Below are 23,108 nucleotides of genomic sequence, written 5' to 3'. Positions count from 1 at the left end.
CGTAGTAGAAACTGACAATTAGAAAAAACTAATACTTGGAGGGTCATTTTTCAATGGCAAATACAATTGTAAAATCACAAACAGAACAGGTTGAGAGCTTTTTAGGAAATACAGTACATCAATTGAATTCATTCTTGAATGAAGCTACACTTTCCACGTTAATGGAAGAGTCCTCTACGAAACAGGAGTATGTAGAACTTCTTTTATTGAATACTCGTCGACTTGCTGTATTCTGTGACGAAGGGTTGAATGCTTGTCAAGTTATCCTGAAAAGTGAACCGTTTAGAAAGTCAGCTGCTGAAAAAGTTTTATATAACATTTACCATCAATGTATCGAAGAGTTCTTTGCTCCAAGAAACGATGCTTGGTATGAGGACAGCCGTTCTGCTTATACCGGAAAAAATTCCATTCAGTTCCATGAGGCACCTCCAGAATCATTAAAGTTGGTGATTCGAGGCTTGGAGGGCGATTTTCAAGCAGTCCGTGAAGAGTTAGAGTATTATGAAACCGACTACCGGACAAAAATGTTGCAAAGCAATTGATACGACAGCACCAGCCCGTTCATTTGGGTTGGTGTTTTTTGTTTATCTTCCACAACTCTTCTGTTGTTCCATAACGCCTAGATGCTGCATACAATAAAACGATGAGTGCAGGGGAGGGTGAGGATGATCAAACAAAATCAGCTTGTTTTTAAGCAGTTTTTAAGCGATGTGGAAGACTGGTGTTTAGAAATATTGACGTCCAACCAAGGTAGCAAAGAAGATTCTCGCAGCAGTTGGTTATCCGAAATAAGAGGGATTCTAAAAAGGGTTCAACATGCACAAGAACAACAGTATATTTACGAGTCTGACATATTAGATATTAAAAGGTGTGTGGAAAAGACCGCAGAAGGGATGCGTAATGTATCAGGTAGCCGAGTGAATAATGGAAGGGTGCCGATAGGTCAGCATACCCTTCCACCATTGCCATATCCATATAACGCCCTTGAACCATACATTTCAAGGGAGATAATGGAGTTGCACCACCAAAAGCATCATAAAAGCTATGTGGACGGTTTAAATAAAGCGGAAATGAAGATGTTAGAGGCGCGTGAAACAGGTGACTTTGATCTAATCAAGCATTGGGAACGTGAAGCGGCGTTTCATGGCTCGGGTCATTATTTGCATACGATGTTTTGGGATAATATGTCCCCTAATGGTGGAGGACATCCAAGCGGAAGGCTAATGCAGCAGATAGTTCAGGACTTTGGTAGTTATGAGAAATTTAAAAAACATTTTTCAGAAGCTGCGGACAAAGTGGAAGGTGTTGGTTGGGCTTTGCTTGTTTGGTCACCGCGTGCACACCGATTGGAAATTTTGCAAACAGAGAAGCAGCAGCTGTTTACTCAATGGGATACGATTCCCTTACTTGGTTTAGATGTTTGGGAGCATGCTTATTATCTTCAATATAAAAATAACCGCAAAGATTATATTGATAAGTGGTGGAATCTTGTTAATTGGAAAGACGTTGAAAAGCGCTACCAAGAAGCGTCAAGATTGAAGTGGAAACCATACTGATAAGAGAGGGAGGCCAATGCCTCTCTTTTTCTTTCCATCCATTCGACATAAAAACCATTCATATTCTAGGACAGGTTCCGCATAAACTTGTACAAAAATAGATAAGGGATGGGATTGGATGTCTCTCAAAAGAAAAATGTTCAGCATTGCGCTAGTTTCGCTGCTGATTTTCTCCATATGCATTCCGCAAAATGTACATGCAGAACAAGTAGGGGTCAGTGCTAGAAATGCGGTTTTAATTGAACAAGAAAGTGGCAGGATCATTTACGAAAAGGATGCACATGACAAACAGAGGATTGCCAGTATCACAAAGGTGATGACTGCTATCTTGGCAATTGAATCTGGAAAACTGGATGAGATTGTGAAAGTAAGTGACAAGGCGGTACGTGCAGAAGGCTCATCCCTTTACCTGAAACCAGGGGAAAAAATAAAACTCGAACATCTAGTGTATGGATTGATGCTTCGCTCCGGAAATGATTCTGCGGTTGCGATAGCCGAACATGTTGGCGGAAGTTTGGAAGGCTTTGTCTTCATGATGAATGAAAAGGCGGCAGAACTTGGGATGACCAACACAGAGTTCGCCAATCCACACGGCTTAGATGACCATGAGAACCACTACTCTTCTGCATACGACATGGCGCTATTGACTAGGTATGCCATGGAAAATGATAAATTCAAAGAGGTAGCAGGCACAAAGGTCTACAGAGCACCCGCTGCCCCTGGTGAATCATGGGACAGAAGTTGGACCAATAAACACCGCTTGGTAACAGGTATGTACCAATACGCAACAGGGGGGAAAACAGGTTATACAAAGCGGGCAAAGCGAACCCTTATCACCACTGCATCTAAAGAAGGTTTAGATGTAATAGCCGTGACATTAAATGGTCCGGATGATTGGAAAGATCATATCTATATGTTCAATCGGGCATTTGTCGACTACAAATTATATGAAATAGCCGAAAAAGGAGAAATAGACAATGTGAAAGACGACTTTTATAAAGGAAAAGTCTCACTCTCTCGTGATATTAAATTTCCAATGACGAAAAAGGAAAGAGAAAATGTACGAATTAAAGTGACACTGGAAACGCCGAAAAAGGATTGGAAAGACGAAGGTAATGTACCGGAAGTGGTGGGGGAATATACCTTAATTGTCCACGATGAGGCTGTAGTGGAAACGCCGATCTATTTTGAGCGGAAACAGGAGAAGGAAGGCGGTTTCTGGAGTATCTTTAAGGATATCTTTTTCATCATGGCAGGAAAGATTACATGGTAAACATTATCTGGGTGGCCATGACAATTATCGGAATCTTGTTCGCGATGATTAATGGAACGATGGATAAAGTGAACGAGGCGATATTTACTGGTGCAAAGGAAGCGGTAACGATTTGCATCGGTTTTATCAGTATACTAGTGTTCTGGCTTGGATTAATGCGAATTGCACAGGAAGCGGGACTTCTTGAAAAGTTAGCTTCTCTCTTTAAACCCGTGGTACGCAGGGTTTTTCCAGAAGTTCCTCCAGATCACCCTGCAATGGGTTATATGCTATCTAATATGATTGCAAACATGTTTGGCCTGGGTAATGCTGCGACTCCCATGGGAATTAAAGCAATGGAACAACTGAGGGAATTGAACGGAGGAAAAATAGAAGCAAGCCGCTCCATGATTACATTTCTCGCAATCAATACATCAAGCCTTACCCTGATTCCAACAACTGTCATTGCGATCAGGATGAATTATGGATCTGCTTCCCCGACAGAAATAGTAGGTCCCACCCTTGTTGCCACCCTTTGCTCCACCATCGCTGCCATTACAATAGACCGTTTATTCTATTACCGGCGTATGGCAAAAAGGAGGTAGTCCATGCAACTCATTTCACTCATATCATTATGGATGATACCTCTCATTATTGGGTTCATTCTCTTATACGCAACGTTTAAGAAAGTGCCCACTTACGAGACGTTTGTAGAAGGCGGAAAAGAAGGCATAAAGATAGCGATATCTATCATTCCTTTTTTGGTAGGAATGTTGGTTGCCATCTCAATCTTCAGGGCTTCAGGCGCCTTAGACTTTCTCGTAGAGTTTGTCAGACCTGCTATGCAGGCAATAGGTGTTCCCGCCGAAATTGTCCCCCTATCCATTATCAGGCCCATCTCAGGCACGGCAGCACTTGGAATGACGACAGATATGATAGCTACTTATGGTCCGGATTCCTTTATGGGCAGGCTGGCTTCAGTACTCCAAGGAAGTACAGATACCACTCTGTATGTCATTACGGTTTATTTTGGGGCCGTAGGTATCAAGAAAATGGGAGATGCTTTAAAAGTAGGATTGTTGGCGGATGTAGTCGGAATAGTTGTATCTATTCTGGTAGTTACAATATTTTTTGCAATGTAAACTAACGTCGAGAAAAATCTCGGCGTTTTTATTATGAAATCTATATTACTGTTGCTTTGCGTTCCAGGCGCTTCGCTTGCCTGCGGGCGGTCCGTGAGCCTCCTCAGGCTACGCCTTCCGGGGTCTCACCTGTCCCTTCCTCCCGCGGGCGTCTGCGCGCCTTCCACTCCAATCAACTGGGTGACTTCATTTAACTTATGGCTAAAAAAAGATGCCTAAAGAGTTACTGATAACCAATAACAATACTTTTACTAAATCTCTAGCTGTGGATTGAAGCAAATGACGAAGACTCCAGCGGGGGAGTAACGGTAGGTTGAGACCCCGCAACGCAGTGAGGAGGCTCAAGCACCGTCCCGCGGAAAGCGAAGTCATTTGCGGAAAGGAACAGCGTGCATAACAAAGCAACCAAAAGTGGAACGGTGTTTTAGCTACTTTTTCCCCTATAGTTTTTGGTCAAATACGGATATCTATTATTTCCTCTTTCTTTTTGCAGAGAACAACAGGTATAATTAGAGTTTGCAAACATTGGGAATGCTAGAAGAAGAGAAATCTTGGCTTTTATTGTGAAAGTCGGGTAAGATGTTGAATGAGGTGAAAGATATGGAACGGTTACAAAAGGTAATTGCACACGCAGGGATTGCGTCAAGAAGAAAAGCAGAAGAATTGATAAAAGAAGGTAAAGTAAGAGTTAATGATAAAGTAGTGAAAGAATTAGGGGTAAAAGTTAACCCAAATGATAAAATTGAGGTAGAGGGAATTCCTGTTGAACGGGAGAAACCAGTCTACTTCTTACTATACAAACCAAGAGGCGTTATCTCTAGTGTAAGTGACGACAAAGGCAGAAAAGTAGCGACAGATTTCTTTCCATACATTGAGGAGCGGATTTATCCTGTTGGCAGATTAGACTATGATACTTCTGGTTTATTATTGATGACCAATGACGGTGAGTTCGCAAATGTGCTTATGCACCCCGCATCAGAAGTGGAAAAGGTCTATGTTGCAAAACTTAAAGGCATTCCTTCAAGAGAAGCGATTAAAAGCTTGGAAAGAGGAATAAAGCTTGAAGACGGTAAAACCGCACCTGCTCGCATTAAGCTACTTTCTATGGAGAGAACGAAGAACACCTCTATCTTTGAAATTAGCATTTATGAAGGTCGTAACAGACAGGTTCGCCGTATGTTTGAAGCAATCGGCCATCCTGTCATGAAATTAAAAAGGGAACGTTATGGTTTCCTGAACTTGCATGGACTGTCTGCAGGGGAAGCAAGAGAGTTGACTCCCCATGAAGTGAAACAGCTTCGTGTGATGGCAACAAAACCGAAGAAATAATAGTTATACTAGCAAAAGCGGAGGAAGCTTATAAGGCAGCTTCCGCTTTTGTTTGTGTCTGGCTCCTGTGTTTGGGAACCTTTGTTTTTCGGTCACAAAACCTTCATATTCTATTATCTATGCAAAAAGTAGTAAATGTTATAATAACTAGGATGAAATGTCTCAGTTTTAGGAGAGTATGTATATGAATAAAAAGAAACGCCTACTGATGCGGACAAGCATACTACTGCTTCTTTTAGTAGCAATCGGATATACCATGTATACAAACTTCTTTCAGTCCAAAGAGATTGTGGACGTGGGAGATGAGGCACCAAATTTTGTACTTACTGATCTCGAAGGCAATGAAGTAATGCTTTCTGATTACCGTGGTAAAGGTGTATTCCTTAACTTCTGGGGTACATGGTGTAAGCCATGCGAACGAGAAATGCCATATATGGAAAATCAATATCAAGCCTTTCAAGAACAGGGCGTAGAAGTAATTGCAGTTAATATTAGAGAAACGAACCTCGCAGTCGAGAAGTTCAGAGATCGCCATGGATTAACCTTTCCCATCCCGATGGATAAGCGTGACCAAGTAAGACAGGCTTATGGGATTCTACCATTACCGACTACTATTCTTCTGGATGAGAACGGCAAAATCGTAAAAAAACATTCAGGTGATTTAACAGAGGAAGAAGTAAAAGAATTCATGGAAATGATCAAACCTAAATAATAGGGAGTTTTACGTATGAGTGAAATAAAATGTGAATGTGGACACGTAAATCCAGAGGGTACCATACTTTGTGAAGCGTGCGGAAAACCAACGGAAAATGATCAAAGTAAAGAAAAACTTTTGGATATGCGTTATGAAGGTAGTGCTAGACGTTCACAAACCTATAACAAAACGATAATAGATAAAGTATGGAACTTCTTTTCATCCGTTAAAGTTGGTATCTGGATTATCTTCATTATTCTGGTTGCCTCTTCCATTGGAACCATTTTTCCTCAAAAAGATTATATCAATCAGGCAATCCCTGCGGAAATGTATTACGAGCAAGAATACGGGTTTGCAGGAGAGTTGTATTATGCGTTAGGTTTCCATGATTTATATGGATCTTGGTGGTACATGCTTTTAATCGCTGCCTTAGGTATTTCCTTAGTCATTGCCAGTTTAGACCGATTTATCCCTTTACATAAATCCTTGAAAACACAAAGGGTGACAAGGCATGAGAGCTTCATGAAACGCCAAAGGGTTTATGGAACGACGGTGGTGGACGAAGAACCAAGCGCAGAAATTGAAAAAGCTAAGCAAGGTTTACTGAAACGAAAATTTAACGTCAGAGAAGAAGATGGCAATATTCTTGCAGAGAAAAATCGATTCTCCAGATGGGGTCCATATGTAAATCATATTGGTATCATCATTTTCCTTATTGGTGCAATGCTTCGATTTTTCCCAGGTATGTATGTAGATGAAACAGTTTGGGTTCGTGAAGGGGAAACTGAACTTATTCCCGGCACAGGTGGTCAATACTACTTGAAAAACGAAGGTTTTATTTATGAAACATATAATAGTGAATCATCGGACGAAATATTTAATTCCGCTATTTCCAGAGCGGGGGAAGATGCCATTGCGAGTAATTTCCAAACAAACGCGGTATTATATGAGCGTAAGGGGGAGTACATCCTCGGGGCTGAACCAGAATTAGAAAAAGTAAAAGAGCATGCCGTTCAAGTGAACCAGCCGTTGAAGCATGACAACTATGCTCTTTATCAAGTAGACTATAAATTGAATGAATTTAAGAGCATGTCGTTCAATGTAGAAAACAAGGATTCTGAAGAGAGCTTTGGTACAATAAAAGTGGACTTGCTAAATCCGCAAGAAACATATGATCTTGGTGAAGGTGTTTCTGTGGAACTGGTAAATTACTTTCCTGACTTCACTTTAGAAGGTGGAGAACCAGCAACCAAAACAAGGGTGCCTAATAATCCTGCATTTGTTTTCAGAATGGTTACCCCTGAAACACCTGAAGGGGAAATTGCACTCGTAGCAATACGACAAAACATTGAACCTAATGGGACAAACCAGAATAAGATGACATTTGCCGGCGTAGAAACGCGCAATGTATCTGGATTGACTGTTCGAAAAGACCTCACATTATGGATTCTTGGCGCAGGCGGAGCGATCTTTATGATTGGTGTCATTCAAGGAATGTATTGGAATCACCGTCGTGTATGGATTAGAAGGAACGGTAATGAAATTATGCTTGCAGGTCATACGAACAAGAACTGGTTTGGATTAAAAAATGAAATTAATAAAGCATTAGAACATACTTCTATTTCCATTCCTGTCGATCAAGTGGAAGCCGAAAAAGCGCAGGAACAAAAGATAGAAAAGAAAGAGGAGGCATAAAATTGGCTCAGCTAAGTGGTAATTTGTTATACACTGCATTTATTCTCTATCTGATTGGAACAGCCTTCTTCGGTGGAGCCATTCGCGGTAAGCAAGGAAACAAAGCCGCGAAAATAGGGATTATCATTACAATTCTAGGTTTTATAGCTCAACTAGGCTATTTTATTACCAGATGGATTGCAGGTGGACATGCACCTGTAAGTAATCTATTTGAATTTACAACTTTCTTCGGTATGATGATGGTGTTAGCTTTTATCGTCATTTATTTCATATATAAAACTAGTACACTGGGAGTTTTCACCCTTCCAATAGCATTACTGTTGATTGCATATGCAGCAATGTTTCCAAGCGATATATCTCCACTGATACCTGCATTGCAAAGTCATTGGCTGGCGATTCACGTATCAACGGTAGCACTAGGCATAGCTATACTGTCTGTCAGTTTTGCCGCAGGTTTAATTTATTTGGTAAAAGTGGTAGATTATAGTAAAAAAGGCAAGAAGCCTTTCTGGGTTGAATTTACCCTTTATGTGTTAATTTCTTTCCTAGGGTTTATATTCATCTCCATTGGTTTTGGCGCAGTTGATTATGAGGCACAGTTCAATTACATCAATAAAGAAGGCGCACAAGAACAAGTGGTATATAACTTATATCCAATTGTCGGACCTAATGAAGGGGAATTATTGACGGAAAATAGAATGGATTCCCTTGTAAATCTTTCTCCATGGATTAATACTGTAAAGCTGAACACAGTTATTTGGTCCCTACTTGGCGGAGCAATTTTATATCTATTATTAAGAGTTATCATTAGAAAACCAATCGGAAAAGCGTTAAAACCTGCTGTGGCTAAGGTGAATCTGGATATGGTAGATGAAATTGGGTATCGAGCAGTAACAATTGGTTTCCCGGTTTTCACCCTTGGTGGACTTATCTTTGCAGCCATTTGGGCTCAGTTAGCCTGGTCAAGATTCTGGGCATGGGATCCAAAAGAAGTATGGGCGTTTATCACATGGTTATTTTATGCAGGATATCTTCATCTCCGACTTTCTAAAGGATGGGAAGGCGAAAAATCCGCATGGCTCACGCTTGTTGGTTTTGCAATCATCTTGTTTAACTTAATTGGTGTTAACTTAATCATTGCAGGGCTTCATTCCTACGCGATGTAATACAAATAACCGGCCTTCACAATATTGTGGGGGCTTTTCTTGCAGATATTTGAAGGGGGTTTTATGAATATGGAAAAAGAAGTGAGAATCCTTGTAGTGGATGATGAGGACCGTATTAGAAGGTTATTGAAAATGTATCTTGAAAGAGAAAATTACGTAATCGAAGAAGCCGATAACGGCAATACGGCGCTTGAGATGGCGCTTGAAAAAGAATACGATGTCATTTTGCTCGATGTCATGATGCCTGGTATGGACGGGATGGAAGTGTGTAAAGAAATTCGGGAGAAAAAAGCGACACCCATTATCATGCTGACAGCCAAAGGGGAAGAAACGAACAGAGTGCAAGGGTTTGAAATGGGAACTGACGACTATATTGTAAAACCGTTCAGCCCAAGAGAAGTAGTGCTTAGAGTGAAAGCGTTATTACGTCGCTCCTCTAGCACAACGTTCTTGACAACTGAAACAACAACAAAGGATGTCATCGTCTTTCCTCACTTAACTATTGATAATGATGCACACAGAGTGACATCGGAAGGGAAAGAGATTAATCTTACCCCTAAAGAATATGAACTTCTTTACTTTCTTGCAAAATCTCCTGATAAAGTTTTCGACCGCGAGCAACTGTTGAAAGAAGTCTGGCAATACGAATTCTTTGGGGATTTACGTACAGTTGACACGCATGTGAAACGCCTTCGCGAGAAATTAAACAAAGTATCAGAACCAGCCTCTAAAATGATTGTAACAGTATGGGGCGTAGGCTATAAATTCGAGGTTGGCAATGAATCATGATTTGGAGAAGTGTAGTTGGTAAGCTTTGGCTTACAGTGTTACTTTTAGTTTCATTTGTATTATTTGTTTTAACTATTCTTTTACTAGAGTTCTTTGAGAATTACCATGTACAGGAAGCAGAAAAGGATCTGACCCAGGCAGCGAGTAAGATTTCATTAATTCTTGAGCAGCATGAAGACATGGAGCAATCGAAATCTATTGCTTGGGAGCTTGTAGACGATGTGTCAAGGGTGGTTATTTTTACGGACAAGGGAGAGTACGCTCATTCCCCAACTTCACAAATTGACCACTTGCCAGCTGAATTCTTCCTAAATGACCCGGACCTTTCCCTTGTCTTTGAAGATCAGCCTATCGTGACGAAAAAGACTTATCTGCCAGATTTTCAAATTACAGATGAGATGCAAGGCGAAGTGATGATTGTTGGAATTCCCTTGCATATAAATGAAGATAAAGATGGAGCGGTTTTCGTATATCAGTCCCTGCTTGCCATTAAAGAAACAACCAAACAAACAACAAAACTTATTTTGCTTGCTGCAGGTTTTGCTATCTTCCTAACGACCATTTTCGCATTCTTCTTATCTACAAGAATCACAGCGCCGTTGCGTAATATGCGAGAGGCCGCTTTTGAAGTGGCAAGAGGAAAGTTCGATACAAAGGTTCCAATTTTAACTTCGGATGAAATTGGGGAACTTGGAATGGCCTTTAATCAGATGGGCAGACAACTCAAGTTTAATATTAATGCCTTGAATCAAGAGAAGGAACATTTAGCCAACATTCTCAGCAGTATGGCCGATGGGGTTATCACCTTAAATCGAGATGGCACCATTCTAGTAACGAATCCGCCGGCGGAGAAATTTTTACAAGCCTGGTACTACCAAGAGGGCAATGCCAGTGGGGAGGACCTGCCAGGTGAAGTGGTGGAAATGTTCCAACGGGCCGTTTCTGTGGAAAAAGAGCAAAGTATCGAACTTACCTATCAGGGGCGAACTTGGGTTATCGTAATGAGTCCACTATATACCCAGACTCATATCCGCGGGGCCGTTGCAGTAATACGGGATATGACGGAAGAGAGAAGATTGGACAAACTTCGTAAAGACTTTATAGCCAATGTGTCCCATGAATTACGTACACCAATTTCTATGTTGCAAGGCTATAGTGAGGCAATTGTCGATGATATCGCCGGAACCGATGAAGAGAAAAAAGAGCTCGCATCCGTTATTTACGATGAATCACTCAGGATGGGCCGCCTTGTAAATGACTTACTTGATTTAGCGAGAATGGAAGCAGGTCATATTTCCTTGAATTATGAAAATGCCAATATTGTCGCCTTTGTCGAAAAGATAACAAGAAAGTTCCAGGGCCTTGCAAAAGAGAAGTCCATCGTATTGCAATCACGTGTAGAAGGTGATGGGGACATCCAAATGGATGTGGACCGTATGGAACAGGTAATGACAAACCTGGTGGACAACGCGATTCGACATACTGCAGACGATGGGACCATAACCATTCATGCAAAATTAATAAACAACGGTGTCAAAATAGATGTAAAAGATTCTGGGCACGGAATCCCGGAAGAAGATCTGCCTTTTGTTTTTGAACGCTTCTATAAAGCGGACAAAGCGCGTACAAGAGGGCGTGCAGGTACAGGGTTGGGACTTGCCATTGTGAAGAATATTATAGAAGCTCACCGTGGTACCATATCCGTTCATTCAAAAGAGAACGAGGGAACGACATTTTCCATGTATATTCCGCAAAAACACGCTCAAAATGGAGATGTGTAGCGAAAAATCTTGTTTTATATGAAACATTATCTTGTCAAGACCAGACATATCTTGTAATATGAACATAGTTAATTGAATAGCAATCGAAATAGTTGGTGTCACGATTGTGACTTAATAGGGAATTTGGTTAAATGCCAAAACTGTCCCCGCAACTGTAAATGTGGACGAAATGAGAGGACCACTGTATGACCGGGCTTAAGAAATTAAGTCCCCATATGGGAAGGCTCAAAGTAGGAAGAAGCATAAGTCAGTAGACCTGCCAATTATTACACCAGTTTCAATACTTCGGGGGTTGAGTAGGAGAGACGGTAGAGATCTGTCTTTATATGTCGTATTATGACATTGCCGTTATCACCTCATCCTGAAATTGGATGAGGTTTTTTGTTTTGCTCAACACAGATCGATTGGGACATTAGCGGTAAAGTTAGGAAGAGAATCATTCACGGATTTACAACTTGCACGGCAAATTTATTACATAAGGGGAAAAAACAGATGAATAAACTTTTACTTACACTATTACTATCATTAACTCTTGCCATTACAGGCTGCGCTAATGCAGGCAATGAAACAAATCAGTCAACTAGTAATGAGACTCCTGTTGAAACAGAAGAACAACAAGAAAGCCAACTTTCCACCACGATTAAACTAACGAAAGAAGGCGAAGAAGTAATCAGTGAGGAGACAGTTGAGTTTGAAGAAGGTGAGTCTTTGATGGAAGTCATGGATCGTAACTTTGAGCTTGCTACAGGATTTGGAGGAGATTTCATCGTTGGAATCGACGGTCTGGGATCTGAGGAAGAATCTGATTATTATTGGAACATCTCCGTTAACGGCGAAAGCTTAATGGTAGGAGCAAGTGATTACACGCTAGAGGAGAACGACGAAGTTCATTTTGACTATCAAAAGGTGGAATGATGATGGCAACCAGAAAAATAGCTCTTCTTGGTGTTTTAATAGCCCTTTGTGTAGTAGGGAGAATTGTTTTCGCATCGATACCTAACGTCCAGCCAGTGACGGCAATCATCATAATTTGTGCTTTTTGGATGGGGCCGGTTTCAGGTGTAATTCTTGCAGTAGGTACGACCTTTGCAACGAACCTAGTTCTTGGTACTGGCATGTGGACATTCACACAAATCTTTGCATGGTCAATAATTGGGTTGTTAAGTGGTGCAATTGGGATTTGGTTTAAAAGAATCCCAGTATTCATACTTTCCATCTATGCTGGGCTTTGCGGGCTGTTTTTCGGTTTTGTTTTCTCCATACAAAACATGATTGTCGGAGGATTTCCATTTTGGCCATATTATCTTGCTGGACTACCATTTGATATCAACCATGCAGTCGGAAATGTCGTTTTCTTCATTGTTCTTTATCCAATCCTTTCCAAACTCTTAAACGAAAGAGCTCCATTCATCATTAAAAGAAAAGAGAGCCTGGCACAATATCAAATGAGCAACGCCTACAAGAAATGATACGGAAGCGCCAATCCTCTGTGGATTGGCGTTTTTACTATGTAAAAGGTGAAGCGAAATTGATAGGAGTTTCTAGCTGTTGATTGGAGCAAAAGGCGAAGACTCTTGAGGGAGATAGCGCTAGGTGGATACCACACAGGCGAAGCCGAGGAGGCTCCAGCAGCGCCCCTAGGAAAGCGAAGCCATTTGCGGAAATCAACCGCGGTGTCATACAAAAATAGGTCGAAATATGTATATAACCTCTTTGGAAAAGCCTACAAAAATCCCTATAATCCTAAATGGACATCCCTTATACTTAAATTACACATAAAACCAAAAGAAATAATTACCAAATAACCCTAGTCAAATTGTAATTTTTTTAATATATTTGTAATGTAACTTTCTTACTACAATATACGACTAATGAAATGAACGGAGGGAAACTATGAATACCGTTTTTCAAGAGCTCTATGAAAAATATCACCAAGATGTTTATCAGTTCTTATATTACATGGTGAACAACAAGGAGCAAGCGGAAGACCTCGTTCAAGAAGTTTATATAAAAGTTTTACGTTCCTATGACCGTTTTGAAGGGAAAAGCAGTGAAAAGACCTGGCTCTTTTCAATTGCCAAGCATGTTGCCATTGATTCCTTTCGCAAACAAAAAGGATGGAAAAACAAACTACTTGAAACTTTCGACTGGAATAAACAACAGGTAAAAGATCACGCTCCACTTCCTGAAGAGATAGCCGTACAAAATGAACAAGTTCAACAAATGTACCGGTGTTTGGATAAATGTAAAGTCGATCACCGACTAGTCCTTATCTTGCGGTACATACAAGCCCTTACTATTCAAGAAACAGCTCAAATTCTCGGCTGGACGGAAAGTAAGGTGAAAACTACTCAACATAGAGCCTTAAAGGTCTTGAAGGCATATATGGAAGAACTTCAAGAGAAAGGAGGAAACAGCAATGCGTCATAATGATGAAGACCAAATCGAAAAGTTGTTAAGGCAAATGCCTAAAATTAAAGATGATCGTGACCCGAAACAAATATATAAAGAAATACAGCCAAAACTAGTAAATTCACCGCGGCGTTCGAAAATAGTACCTGCTTTTGCATTAGTTGCGGCATTAGTGCTGTTCGCGTTGGTTGCACCTATGTTCGTAAACAACATTCAGTTCGACATGAGCTTAAGTGGATCTGACAGCAGTTCAGAAGAAAGTATGGACACCGCAACAATGAATGCAGATGATAGTGCAGAGGATTCTGCCGCAGTGACCAGCAGGGAAGCCCTCGAGGAAGAGGTAGAATCTTCACTGAAGGCAGAAGGTGAAGAGGAATCTAATGACTTTGCCGCAGCTGAGATTAGTTCAGCGGAGGGGAAGAGTTTTGTTACACCTTCTTATAATATAGAATCAGAGTACGCTGTAACCATTGGCGTGTCCTTAATTGAGGCGGATAATTTTGAACATGGTGGTTCCAGCACACCATTGACTGTGATTGTTCCTCGTGGTGAAAATGACACTTATGTGGATGCTCTCAATAAGGTGCGGGGAGGAATAGCATACGAGGACTATGGGGTTAATGTGCCAACTATCAATGACAATGTAAAAATTTCAGAAGGTGACATAGGGTTAGATAGGGCGATGCCAATCTTAGATGTAACGGATATGGCTAAAGGTTTAACATCTTATCAAGACATTATGTTCTCAAAAGAACTTAGTGATACTTTCAGTACTAATTATACTCATATTTTGTTTAGTGATAATGGATCAACTAAAGGTGTGCAAGTTGGCAACGATGTATATAATGGTCCGATAGAGTTACAGACTAAAAACAAGCGCGCTTATTTCAAATACCACACAGGTAGCCTTCCTTTACTTGTCCCCGGGCATGAAAGATATCTTTCAATCGGAGATGCTCTCACGGCGATGATAAGTGCCCCAGAGCAAGCTGATACCAGTATACTAGAGCCATCTATTCCGGATACGGTGAAAGTGGAGGGATTGGGGCTAGAAAGTGATGGTGCTGTAGTTCGCATTAAGCTGGCAGATAGCAGCGTACTTGAAAATAATGACGAAACCATCTTTGCCCTTGAGGCGATGATGATGGTAGCAAAAGAATTTGGATTAAGGGGTGTGGTCTTTGAATCTTCTCAAGATGGGATGATTGGGACTATCACACTCAATGAAGAGGTAAGCGTGCCTTACTCTCCGAATCCTATACCGTATAGCGAGTAAGTATGAAAAGCGTGCAGATGAGCACGCTTTTTTACTTTTATGTCGTCTCTTTGCTCGAAAATTCTTTTGGAACAGTTGATACGGTCGTATAGAAGGGTTCTATAAGCCCAAAGAGCAACTCTAGCCGGAGTTTCGGTCGTATAGAAGGGTTCTAAAAGACTAAAGAACAGCTATAGTCAGAGCTTCGGTCGTATAGAAGGGTTCTAAAAGACTAAAGAACAGCTATAGTCGGAGCTTCGGTCGTATAGAAGGGCTCTATAAGCCCAAAGAGCAGCTATAGCCGGAGCTTCGGTTAAATAGACTCCTCCTATAAGACTTCTAAGGTACTATGCACGCTCCTTCGGGCAAATAGAAACTACCTAGTTACCTAATTTTAAAAGGCTGCCTAAACACAAAAACCCCAACAAATAATGCTCTCACACCAACCCTACATGTACATATTTCCAATACAAAAAGCAAATACTACCTCCATATATAGAAGAATCCCATTTCTCCCACATAAAGGAGGGTATATATATATGTTCAGTATTATCGTTGGACTGGTACTATTGATGTTACTTGCCTACCTCGGATGGTCCATCATCTGGATAGCTCCACTTGTTTCTGCGGTAGTTGCGTTATTAAGCGGTTTAGATCTCTTGCCAGCCTATACCCAAACGTATATGACTGGTTTTGTCGACTTTGCAAAACAGTGGTTTCCAGTATTCTTGCTTGGGGCTATTTTTGGAAAATTGATGGAAGATACCGGTGCAGCTCAAGCTGTCGCATTTAAAATTACCAAGTTGATAGGAAAAAAGAGAGCCATTCTTGGAGTGTTAATTGCTGCAGCTGTTCTGACATATGGCGGGGTGAGTTTATTTGTTGTGGTATTTGCTATCTATCCGCTCGCTATTGCCTTATTCAGAGAAGCAGATATTTCTAGAAAGTTGCTGCCAGGTACATTTGCATTAGGGGCATTCACCTTTACGATGACTGCTTTGCCAGGGACCCCTCAAATTCAAAACTTAATTCCTATTCCTTACTTTAAATCTACTCCACTTTCTGCGCCGATTATGGGGATTGTAGCAGGATTAATAATGGCAGTGGGGGGATATTTTTATTTAAAGTGGAGGGAAGGCAGATTAACCAAAGCGGGAGATACATTTGACGAGCCGAAAGGTGGCCAAGAGGTAAAACAAATCAAAGAAGAAGAGTTGCCTAACTGGATATTGTCTTTTCTTCCTTTAGTGATTGTTGTAATTACCCTCAATGTCTTCAAATGGGACATCATACCGTCGTTAATAGTGGGGACTTTAGCTATCATGCTATTTAATATCAAGAAATTCAAAACTTTCATAGGTGCAATCAATGGCGGGGCTTCAGGTTCTGTAATGGCCATTATCAACACTAGTGCAGCTGTAGGGTTTGGAGCAGTTGTTACAGCGGCTCCCGGATTTGAAACGTTGACGGATATTCTGTTAGGAGTAAAAGGAAACCCCCTAATTTCTGAGGCACTGTCTGTTCAATTAATGGCGATGATAACTGGATCTGCTTCAGGAGGAATGGGAATTGCCTTAGAAGCGTTAGGGGATCAGTATTATCAATTAGCTCAGTCTACCGGGATGAATCCAGATGCCTTTCACAGAATCGCAGCACTTGCCTCTGGAGCATCCATTTTGCCTCATAATGGCGCATTGCTTACGCTATTTGCGGTAACAGGTCTTACCCATAAAGATTCATACAAAGACATCGCAGTGGTCGCACTATTAATCCCTACGGTAGCGGTTGTCGTAGCTATCATTATGGCAAGCATCGGAATTATGTAAATCAAAAAGGAGGAAGGAAAATGGTTGAGAATAAAGTAGTATTCATTACAGGGGCAGCACAAGGAATAGGGTATGAAATCGGAGAGCGTTTTGCTGAAAATGGAGCGAAAGTTGCTATTTCTGATATTAACGAAGAAGGAATTGAAAAAGCGGTCAAACAGTTGAAAGACAAAGGATATGAAGTATTTGGAGTAAAATGCGATGTGACAAAAGAAGAAGAGGTAAAAAGCGCATTGGATCAGACATATGAACACTTTGGGTCACTGGATATTTTAATTAATAATGCAGGGATGCAACACGTGGCGCCAATTGAAGAGTTCTCAACTGAAAAATATGAGTTATTGCTAAAAATAATGCTCATCGCACCGTTTATGGCGACTAAGCATGTTTTTCCATTGATGAAAAAGAACGGGTTTGGAAGAATCCTAAACATGGCATCCATCAATGGCTTGATAGGTTTTGCCGGAAAAGCCGGCTACAACAGCGCTAAACATGGTGTGGTAGGTTTAACAAAAGTTGCCGCATTAGAAGGAGCAGAGCATGGAATCACTGTCAATGCTTTATGCCCGGGTTATGTGGATACACCACTTGTTAGAAATCAGCTGCAAGATCTTGCAAACACAAGAAGCATTCCATTGGAAAAGGCGTTGGAGTTGGTCATTTATCCGCTTGTACCGCAGAAACGTTTATTATCGGTAGATGAAATTGCAGACTATGCTTTGTTTTTAGCAAGCGATAAAGCAAAAGGTGTGACAGGTCAAGCGGTTGTGTTGGATGGAGGATACACCGCTCAATAAATACGGAGGTGGCATGGTGAAAAAAGACGTGAAAAGTAAGACAGCAGATGAGGCTACTACTGCAAACCTTAAGCTTGAGCAGAAGTTCTACCATGAAACAGATCACCAAGACGGTAGCCTATACAATTTAGGAGATAGTACACCATTATTAAATGATGAAGAAAAAGGTGCTGATTAGGCACCCTTTTTTATGAATTTTTTGAAAATACAACCCATCTCTCTTTATATTAATAGTATAATTAGCAAAAAAGATGAGAGGGGACAGTTTATGCTGACAGATTATCATAACCATTTGGAAAGAGGAACATTAACTCTAGAATACCTAAAACAATTTACAAAGGTAGCTCAACAAAAAGAGATAGAAGAGTTTGGTATCTCAGAACATGCCTATCATTTCTATCAAACAAAAGATATTCTCAGCAACCCCTGGGTGGAGGAACGAAGATATTATGATATGGCCGAATATTATCAACTTTTCCAACAGGCCTGGAATGAAGATATCAATGTGAAAATGTCCATTGAAATGGATTATACACCTGGCAAGCATGCCGAGATGAAAAAATTTATCGATGCTTATCCTTTTGACTATGTGATCGGTTCCATACATTGGGTAGGGGACTTTGGGATTGACTTGGCCGAGTTTCGTAAAGAATGGGACCGCCGCGATACCAATGAGGTGTATACGAAATATTTTGATCAAGTAGTTACTCTTGCTGAGTCAAATATGTTCGATATAATAGGACATCTAGATCTAGTAAAGATTTTCAAATACGTGCCAAAGGACGAAGAATTTCTTTTAGAGCAGTATGAGCGGGCAGCTTCGGCTCTAGCTAACTCTAAAACTTGTGTAGAAATAAGTACTGCTGGACTGAGGAAGCCTGTTGGAGAATTATATCCAGATAAACGCTTGCTGAAACTTTGTCATGACAAAGGAGTGCCTATTGTCCTCTCCTCGGATGCCCATGTGCCAGAACACGTTGGCGCCGATTATGAACAAGCCGTAAAGCTTGCAAAAGAAGTAGGATACAAAACAATTATGACCTTTAATAGAGGAGAACGCAGCGAGGTAGAATTAGGTTAATCCTGTCCACTCAATAAAAATAATGGCATTAAAAATCCCCCTTACAAAAGTAAGGGGACACAGTTTATAAACAAAAGGGGTTCGGAATGTTCACATTCCAAATCCCTTTTTAATATTTAGTTAAATTTGATATGAAAAGATAGACTTCCTGAATACTATTTATAGGCTATCGCTGGACCTCTCCCTGTCCAGTTGGCCATCTTCTTTAGATTTAATGCAAAGAAAGTAAGCATCGCCTGCATCGACAAAAGTATAGTATTTTGATATTTCCTAATACTACCTGTAAGGGAGGTAGTATTATGCTTAACATAGAAAAATGCCTTGAAGAAAATATCAGAAATATCCAAAATTCTTTTCACCATACATCCGATCTTAAAGTACGTAATTTAAAGGTGGGTTACAAGGGTTCTGCCGAAATGGCTGTTGTCTATCTAGACGGAATCATTGATTTAGATCTGATTCAGGAACATGTGGTCAAGCCTTTATTGGAAACCTTTAAGACTGTATGTATGAAGGAATTACTCATAGATAAGATAATGGGAAGAATCATTGAATCGGCAGATGTGAAGACCACTACTAAGTATAAAGAGCTGACCGATGCCATTGTACAGGGGAGTGCTGTCTTACTGATAAACGAGTATCAACAAGGGATCATCATCCCATCTCCTAAGTGGGCGGAAAGAAGCATCGAAGCAACAGTAGGAGAACGTAGCGCAAGAGGTCCCCAAATTGGATTAACTGAAAAAATGAAAACAAATATCAATCTGATAAGAAGTTCAATAAAAACTCTCGATTTTTGTGTAGATACAATAGAGTTGGGCTCAATTTCCCCAACATCAGTTTCTATCTTATACATTGAAGGAATTGTGGATAAAGGAATATTAAAAAAAGTTAAAAAGAGAATAAATAGTCTTAGGATAAAGTATGTCCTCAGTGAAAGAGTAGTAGAGGATGTATTAGAGGGAAAGCCAAGGTCTATTTTTCCACGAATAAGGCATTCCGAAAGAATTGACGGAGTGGTCTCTTCCTTATTTGAAGGAAGAGTAGCCGTTATTGTTGATGGATACCCTTTTGCCATCATAGCTCCTGCTCTATTTGTCGAATTTCTTCAGGCACCTGATGAATATCACATTCCATTGGGCAGGTTTACTAGCCGGACAATGAGATTGTTTGCATTTTTGATGGGAGTATATCTGCCTGCTGTTTATATAGCGTTAGCCAATTTTCACAAAGATGATCTGCCAAAAAAGATTTCAGAAGCAATCATTTCTAAGGATGAGCTGTTGCCGACCTTTTGGGAAATTATCATTCTAATATTTTTGATAAGAATACTAGTCGATGTTTCGTTCCGGCTTCCGCAAACGGCAGTAATTTTGGTTTCTTTAATCGGAACAATCGTAATTGGCGAAACAGCCGTTACGGCAAAATTAATCCATCCAGTCAGTCTAATCGTCATTGGGATAACAACTCTCTCAAGTTTCTTAGGGGCAAACAGAGGGCTCGTAGTAGTTGATAACACTCTAAGAATCATATTTTTGCTTACTGCTAATTTTTTTGGATTTACCGGGTTAATTATTGCTATAACCCTGCAAATAATTTATATGGTGAGCCTAAAATCAGTAGGTGTTCCCTATCTTTCACCATTAATTCCATTTAAAATGCAGGAATTGAAGGATACTTTATATAGAGAAGATTTACAGAAACTTACGAACAGCAAACATACCTATACCAAAGATAATAATTAACTTGGTGATAATAGGTGTAGACTCCAAAAACGAGCACTTATTAGTGCTCGTCAGCTTGCAGAGAAACTCTACATATATTTTGGTCGAACATTTGGTTTAATTTCGCATCCTACCTGAGAGAAAAAGGTTCCTACATACCTAGCCCAACCGGGCCTTTGGCTGATAGGTGAATTTCCATTTTGGAAAGAGACCTTTGGTCGGTTGAAACCTTCTATGTGCAATTACTCCAAATATCTTTCTATCTGATAATCCCTTACAAATCGGTTTGGTAAGATAGCAATAGCCAGAATCAAGTGCTACAGGTTCCACTATAAATCCAAAGCGTTTGATTTGACGGTCTAGGCGTGAGGGATAGGGAACAGAGTCATGAACGTTTCCAGGAGTTACAAAGGCATCGGTATCTGACGTGTTATCTATATTCATATTAAAATACACATGTATATCGTTCCACAAAAAACTGAAGACAACCTGGAATTACCGCTAGTTTTTCTACAGTCAGAATCCCCTTAAAAAAGTAAGGGGATAATTTATGGTAGGGAACAATTTCATTCCCAATAATTGCTATAACTCTAATATAATCGCAGAAGAAATATCCGGTATGAGAAGGATTTCATCTATGAGCACTTTTTCAAGCGGTTGGTCAAAAGAAAGCATCATAATTGCTTTTCCGCCCTGTAGCATCCGTCCCACATGCATCGTAGCAATATTTGTTTCATGTTTACCAAAAATGAGCCCGAGTTGTCCGATGACACCAGGACGATCCGTATGCTGCACATAGAGCAAATGGCCGCTAGGTGCAAAGTCAATGTCAAATCCATTCATATGAACAATTCTAGCGCCAAAACCTTCAATGAATGTCGCCCTTACTACTAAGTTTACATCTTTTCCCTGCGCTTCCACTTGAATGATATTGGAGTATCCATAACTGTCTGTTTGATGTTTTTCTCCATAACTGATACCACGTTCTTTCGCAATGGTAGCAGCATTCACTTCGTTAACAGTCGTATCCACACGATTTCGCAAAAACCCTGCAATAATACTTTTAGTCAAAATAGATGTTTCCCACTCCGTTATAACGCCGGCATACGTTGCTGTAATCTCTTCAATTGGTGTTTTGGCAGATTGAGAAAGAATGGAACCCAAAGTTTTTCCGAGTTGATAGAACGGTTGAATCTTTTTATAAATTTCTTTTGGAATAGTAGGCAAGTTGATGCTGGTATTTACCGATTGGCCATTTAAATAAGCCAGCACATCTTTTGAAACTTGGAAAGCGACATTGTATTGTGCTTCTTTTGTTGATGCTCCAAGGTGCGGTGTGACAATTACATGCTCATGCTGTACAAGATCATGATTGGTTGGTGGCTCTACTTCAAATACATCAAGGGCAGCACCGGCAACATGTCCTGTGTTCAAATGGTGGAGCAATGCTTCTTCATCAATAATTCCACCACGTGCACAATTAACAAGATAAACGCCTTTCTTTAATTGAGGGATATTTTCTTTATTGAACAAACCTTTTGTTTCTTTCGTGAGAGGTGTATGTACGGTAATGATATCCGCCTGCTTCATCACTTCGTCTAAAGGTAAGGAGATAACACTTAATTTCTCAGCCCGCGTGTCAGTTAAAAAGGGATCATATACCACTACTTTCATCTGGAAAGCTTTTGCACGCTTGGCAATTTCACCGCCAATTCGGCCAAATCCCACGATTCCAAGGGTCTTTCCGAATAGCTCTGTCCCAATAAACTTCTTTCTGCTCCATTGGGCACCTTTCACATTCATGTTTGCTTGAGGTATGTGACGGACTAATGAAGAAATCATGGCAAAAGTGTGTTCTGCAGTGGAAATGGTATTCCCGTCTGGTGCATTTATGACGACCACGCCTCTTTTGGTTGCAGCGGTTATATCAATATTATCCACGCCAACTCCCGCCCTAGCGACTACTTGGAGATTGGAAAGAGAAGAGAGAAGGGCATCATCCACCTGGGTGGCACTTCGTACGAGTAGTGCATCGATGTCTTCTGGATTGTAGTTGTCTTCTTCCCGATCTTTCCGATATACTTTAACATTTTCCGCTTCTAAGAGCGGGGTCAGTCCTTCTGAACTTATAGAATCTGCAACGAGCACATGAAACATAAATGCAATCCCTCCAAAAAAATATTATAAAATTTCTGATAATTTATCATCTATCAGGAAGCATGTCAATGACTTTACAACAGGTCGAACCTATGTAAGCGCTTATTGTTTCAAAATTCCTATAAAAAATGAATAACAATTCACTTCTCTTCCCTTTTTACTATTTTTTGAGTATAATAAACTCGTAAGTTAATAATATGATCTATCTTCGGGGCAGGGTGAAATTCCCGATCGGCGGTGATGAGATGTATTCTCTAAGCCCGCGAGCCTGATGTTGGGGCAGGATTTGGTGCGATTCCAAAGCCGACAGTATAGTCTGGATGGGAGAAGATGGAGGTTCAAAGTTGTCGAAATTTCTTCGTTTCGATGCTTATTTCCTGATGCCTTCGTACTCCCGTTTGTTCATTTTGACAAACGGTTATTTGCGTGGATTTGCATCAAGAAATAAA

The 23,108-nt window shown here is 40.5% G+C and carries 21 protein-coding genes, 1 pseudogene and 2 riboswitches; of the genes and pseudogenes, 20 read left to right on the top strand and 2 right to left on the bottom strand.

The features are described from left to right. The first annotated feature begins 53 nt into the window (after positions 1–53). The 20 genes from B4U37_RS13140 (at position 54) to B4U37_RS13045 (ending at position 20,523) form a co-directional block, all read left to right on the top strand. Positions 54–542, top strand: a complete 489-nt coding sequence (locus B4U37_RS13140; RefSeq protein WP_088018599.1) for a YpuI family protein — start codon at positions 54–56, stop codon at positions 540–542. A gap of 123 nt (positions 543–665) precedes the next feature. After that, on the top strand, positions 666–1,556 hold the full coding sequence (locus B4U37_RS13135; RefSeq protein WP_088018598.1) for a superoxide dismutase: 891 nt from the start codon (positions 666–668) through the stop codon (positions 1,554–1,556). 118 nt (positions 1,557–1,674) lie between these two features. Beyond that, positions 1,675–2,829, top strand: coding sequence for a D-alanyl-D-alanine carboxypeptidase family protein (locus B4U37_RS13130; RefSeq protein ID WP_088018597.1), 1,155 nt, complete (start codon positions 1,675–1,677; stop codon positions 2,827–2,829). Next, positions 2,823–3,413 carry a nucleoside recognition domain-containing protein gene (locus tag B4U37_RS13125; RefSeq protein ID WP_088018596.1) on the top strand — a complete coding sequence of 197 codons (591 nt, stop codon included), beginning with the start codon at positions 2,823–2,825 and terminating at the stop codon, positions 3,411–3,413. Before B4U37_RS13130 ends, B4U37_RS13125 begins: the two co-directional genes overlap by 7 nt. A 3-nt stretch (positions 3,414–3,416) precedes the next feature. Further along, positions 3,417–3,950: a spore maturation protein gene (locus tag B4U37_RS13120; RefSeq protein ID WP_010194445.1), complete on the top strand. Its 534-nt coding sequence runs from the start codon at positions 3,417–3,419 to the stop codon at positions 3,948–3,950. Between the two features lie 600 nt (positions 3,951–4,550). Next, positions 4,551–5,279, top strand: a complete 729-nt coding sequence (locus B4U37_RS13115) for a pseudouridine synthase (RefSeq protein ID WP_088018595.1) — start codon at positions 4,551–4,553, stop codon at positions 5,277–5,279. A gap of 184 nt (positions 5,280–5,463) precedes the next feature. After that, on the top strand, positions 5,464–5,991 hold the full coding sequence (gene resA, locus B4U37_RS13110) for a thiol-disulfide oxidoreductase ResA (protein ID WP_088018594.1): 528 nt from the start codon (positions 5,464–5,466) through the stop codon (positions 5,989–5,991). A gap of 15 nt (positions 5,992–6,006) precedes the next feature. Beyond that, a complete protein-coding gene (gene resB, locus B4U37_RS13105) occupies positions 6,007–7,668 on the top strand; it encodes a cytochrome c biogenesis protein ResB (RefSeq protein ID WP_088018593.1) in 1,662 nt (553 codons plus the stop codon). Between the two features lie 2 nt (positions 7,669–7,670). Continuing rightward, a complete protein-coding gene (gene ccsB / locus B4U37_RS13100) occupies positions 7,671–8,834 on the top strand; it encodes a c-type cytochrome biogenesis protein CcsB (RefSeq protein ID WP_088018592.1) in 1,164 nt (387 codons plus the stop codon). Between the two features lie 69 nt (positions 8,835–8,903). Then, positions 8,904–9,623, top strand: a complete 720-nt coding sequence (locus B4U37_RS13095; RefSeq protein ID WP_010194457.1) for a response regulator transcription factor — start codon at positions 8,904–8,906, stop codon at positions 9,621–9,623. After that, positions 9,620–11,404, top strand: a complete 1,785-nt coding sequence (locus B4U37_RS13090; RefSeq protein WP_088018591.1) for an ATP-binding protein — start codon at positions 9,620–9,622, stop codon at positions 11,402–11,404. The genes B4U37_RS13095 and B4U37_RS13090 overlap by 4 nt, the downstream gene beginning before the upstream one ends. Positions 11,405–11,480: 76 nt before the next feature. Next, positions 11,481–11,682: riboswitch (cobalamin riboswitch) on the top strand. Between the two features lie 214 nt (positions 11,683–11,896). Beyond that, complete coding sequence (locus B4U37_RS13085) at positions 11,897–12,319, top strand: DUF4430 domain-containing protein (protein WP_088018590.1); 423 nt, start codon at positions 11,897–11,899, stop codon at positions 12,317–12,319. Further along, positions 12,316–12,873, top strand: coding sequence for an ECF transporter S component (locus B4U37_RS13080; protein ID WP_342746458.1), 558 nt, complete (start codon positions 12,316–12,318; stop codon positions 12,871–12,873). Before B4U37_RS13085 ends, B4U37_RS13080 begins: the two co-directional genes overlap by 4 nt. 424 nt (positions 12,874–13,297) lie before the next feature. Beyond that, a complete protein-coding gene (gene sigX / locus B4U37_RS13070; protein WP_088018587.1) occupies positions 13,298–13,834 on the top strand; it encodes an RNA polymerase sigma factor SigX in 537 nt (178 codons plus the stop codon). Beyond that, on the top strand, positions 13,824–15,095 hold the full coding sequence (locus B4U37_RS13065) for a hypothetical protein (protein ID WP_088018586.1): 1,272 nt from the start codon (positions 13,824–13,826) through the stop codon (positions 15,093–15,095). Before sigX ends, B4U37_RS13065 begins: the two co-directional genes overlap by 11 nt. A 518-nt stretch (positions 15,096–15,613) precedes the next feature. Further along, positions 15,614–16,900, top strand: coding sequence for a GntP family permease (locus B4U37_RS13060; protein WP_088018585.1), 1,287 nt, complete (start codon positions 15,614–15,616; stop codon positions 16,898–16,900). A gap of 20 nt (positions 16,901–16,920) precedes the next feature. Next, entirely contained in the window at positions 16,921–17,697 is a 777-nt protein-coding gene (locus B4U37_RS13055) for a 3-hydroxybutyrate dehydrogenase (RefSeq protein ID WP_088018584.1), read from the top strand. A 13-nt stretch (positions 17,698–17,710) separates the two neighbouring features. Continuing rightward, positions 17,711–17,875: a hypothetical protein gene (locus B4U37_RS22000; protein WP_187442322.1), complete on the top strand. Its 165-nt coding sequence runs from the start codon at positions 17,711–17,713 to the stop codon at positions 17,873–17,875. Positions 17,876–17,965: 90 nt separating this feature from the next. Further along, entirely contained in the window at positions 17,966–18,778 is an 813-nt protein-coding gene (locus B4U37_RS13050) for a histidinol-phosphatase (protein ID WP_088018583.1), read from the top strand. Positions 18,779–19,077: 299 nt separating this feature from the next. After that, a complete protein-coding gene (locus tag B4U37_RS13045) occupies positions 19,078–20,523 on the top strand; it encodes a spore germination protein (protein ID WP_010194478.1) in 1,446 nt (481 codons plus the stop codon). Between the two features lie 162 nt (positions 20,524–20,685). Here B4U37_RS13045 and B4U37_RS13040 read toward each other — a convergent pair. After that, a pseudogene (locus tag B4U37_RS13040) lies at positions 20,686–20,922 on the bottom strand (IS5/IS1182 family transposase); the annotation flags it as partial. Positions 20,923–21,084: 162 nt separating this feature from the next. Beyond that, positions 21,085–22,659, bottom strand: a complete 1,575-nt coding sequence (gene serA, locus B4U37_RS13035; RefSeq protein WP_088018582.1) for a phosphoglycerate dehydrogenase — start codon at positions 22,657–22,659, stop codon at positions 21,085–21,087. A 200-nt stretch (positions 22,660–22,859) separates the two neighbouring features. Next, a riboswitch (FMN riboswitch) is annotated at positions 22,860–22,995 on the top strand. Positions 22,996–23,108 lie beyond the last annotated feature (113 nt).

It is taken from the genome of Sutcliffiella horikoshii, assembly GCF_002157855.1.
GTDB classification, from domain to species: Bacteria; Bacillota; Bacilli; order Bacillales; family Bacillaceae_I; genus Sutcliffiella_A; species Sutcliffiella_A horikoshii_C.
The sequence above is the reverse complement of the archived record's forward strand: the minus strand, read 5'-3'. Positions and strand labels throughout refer to the sequence as shown.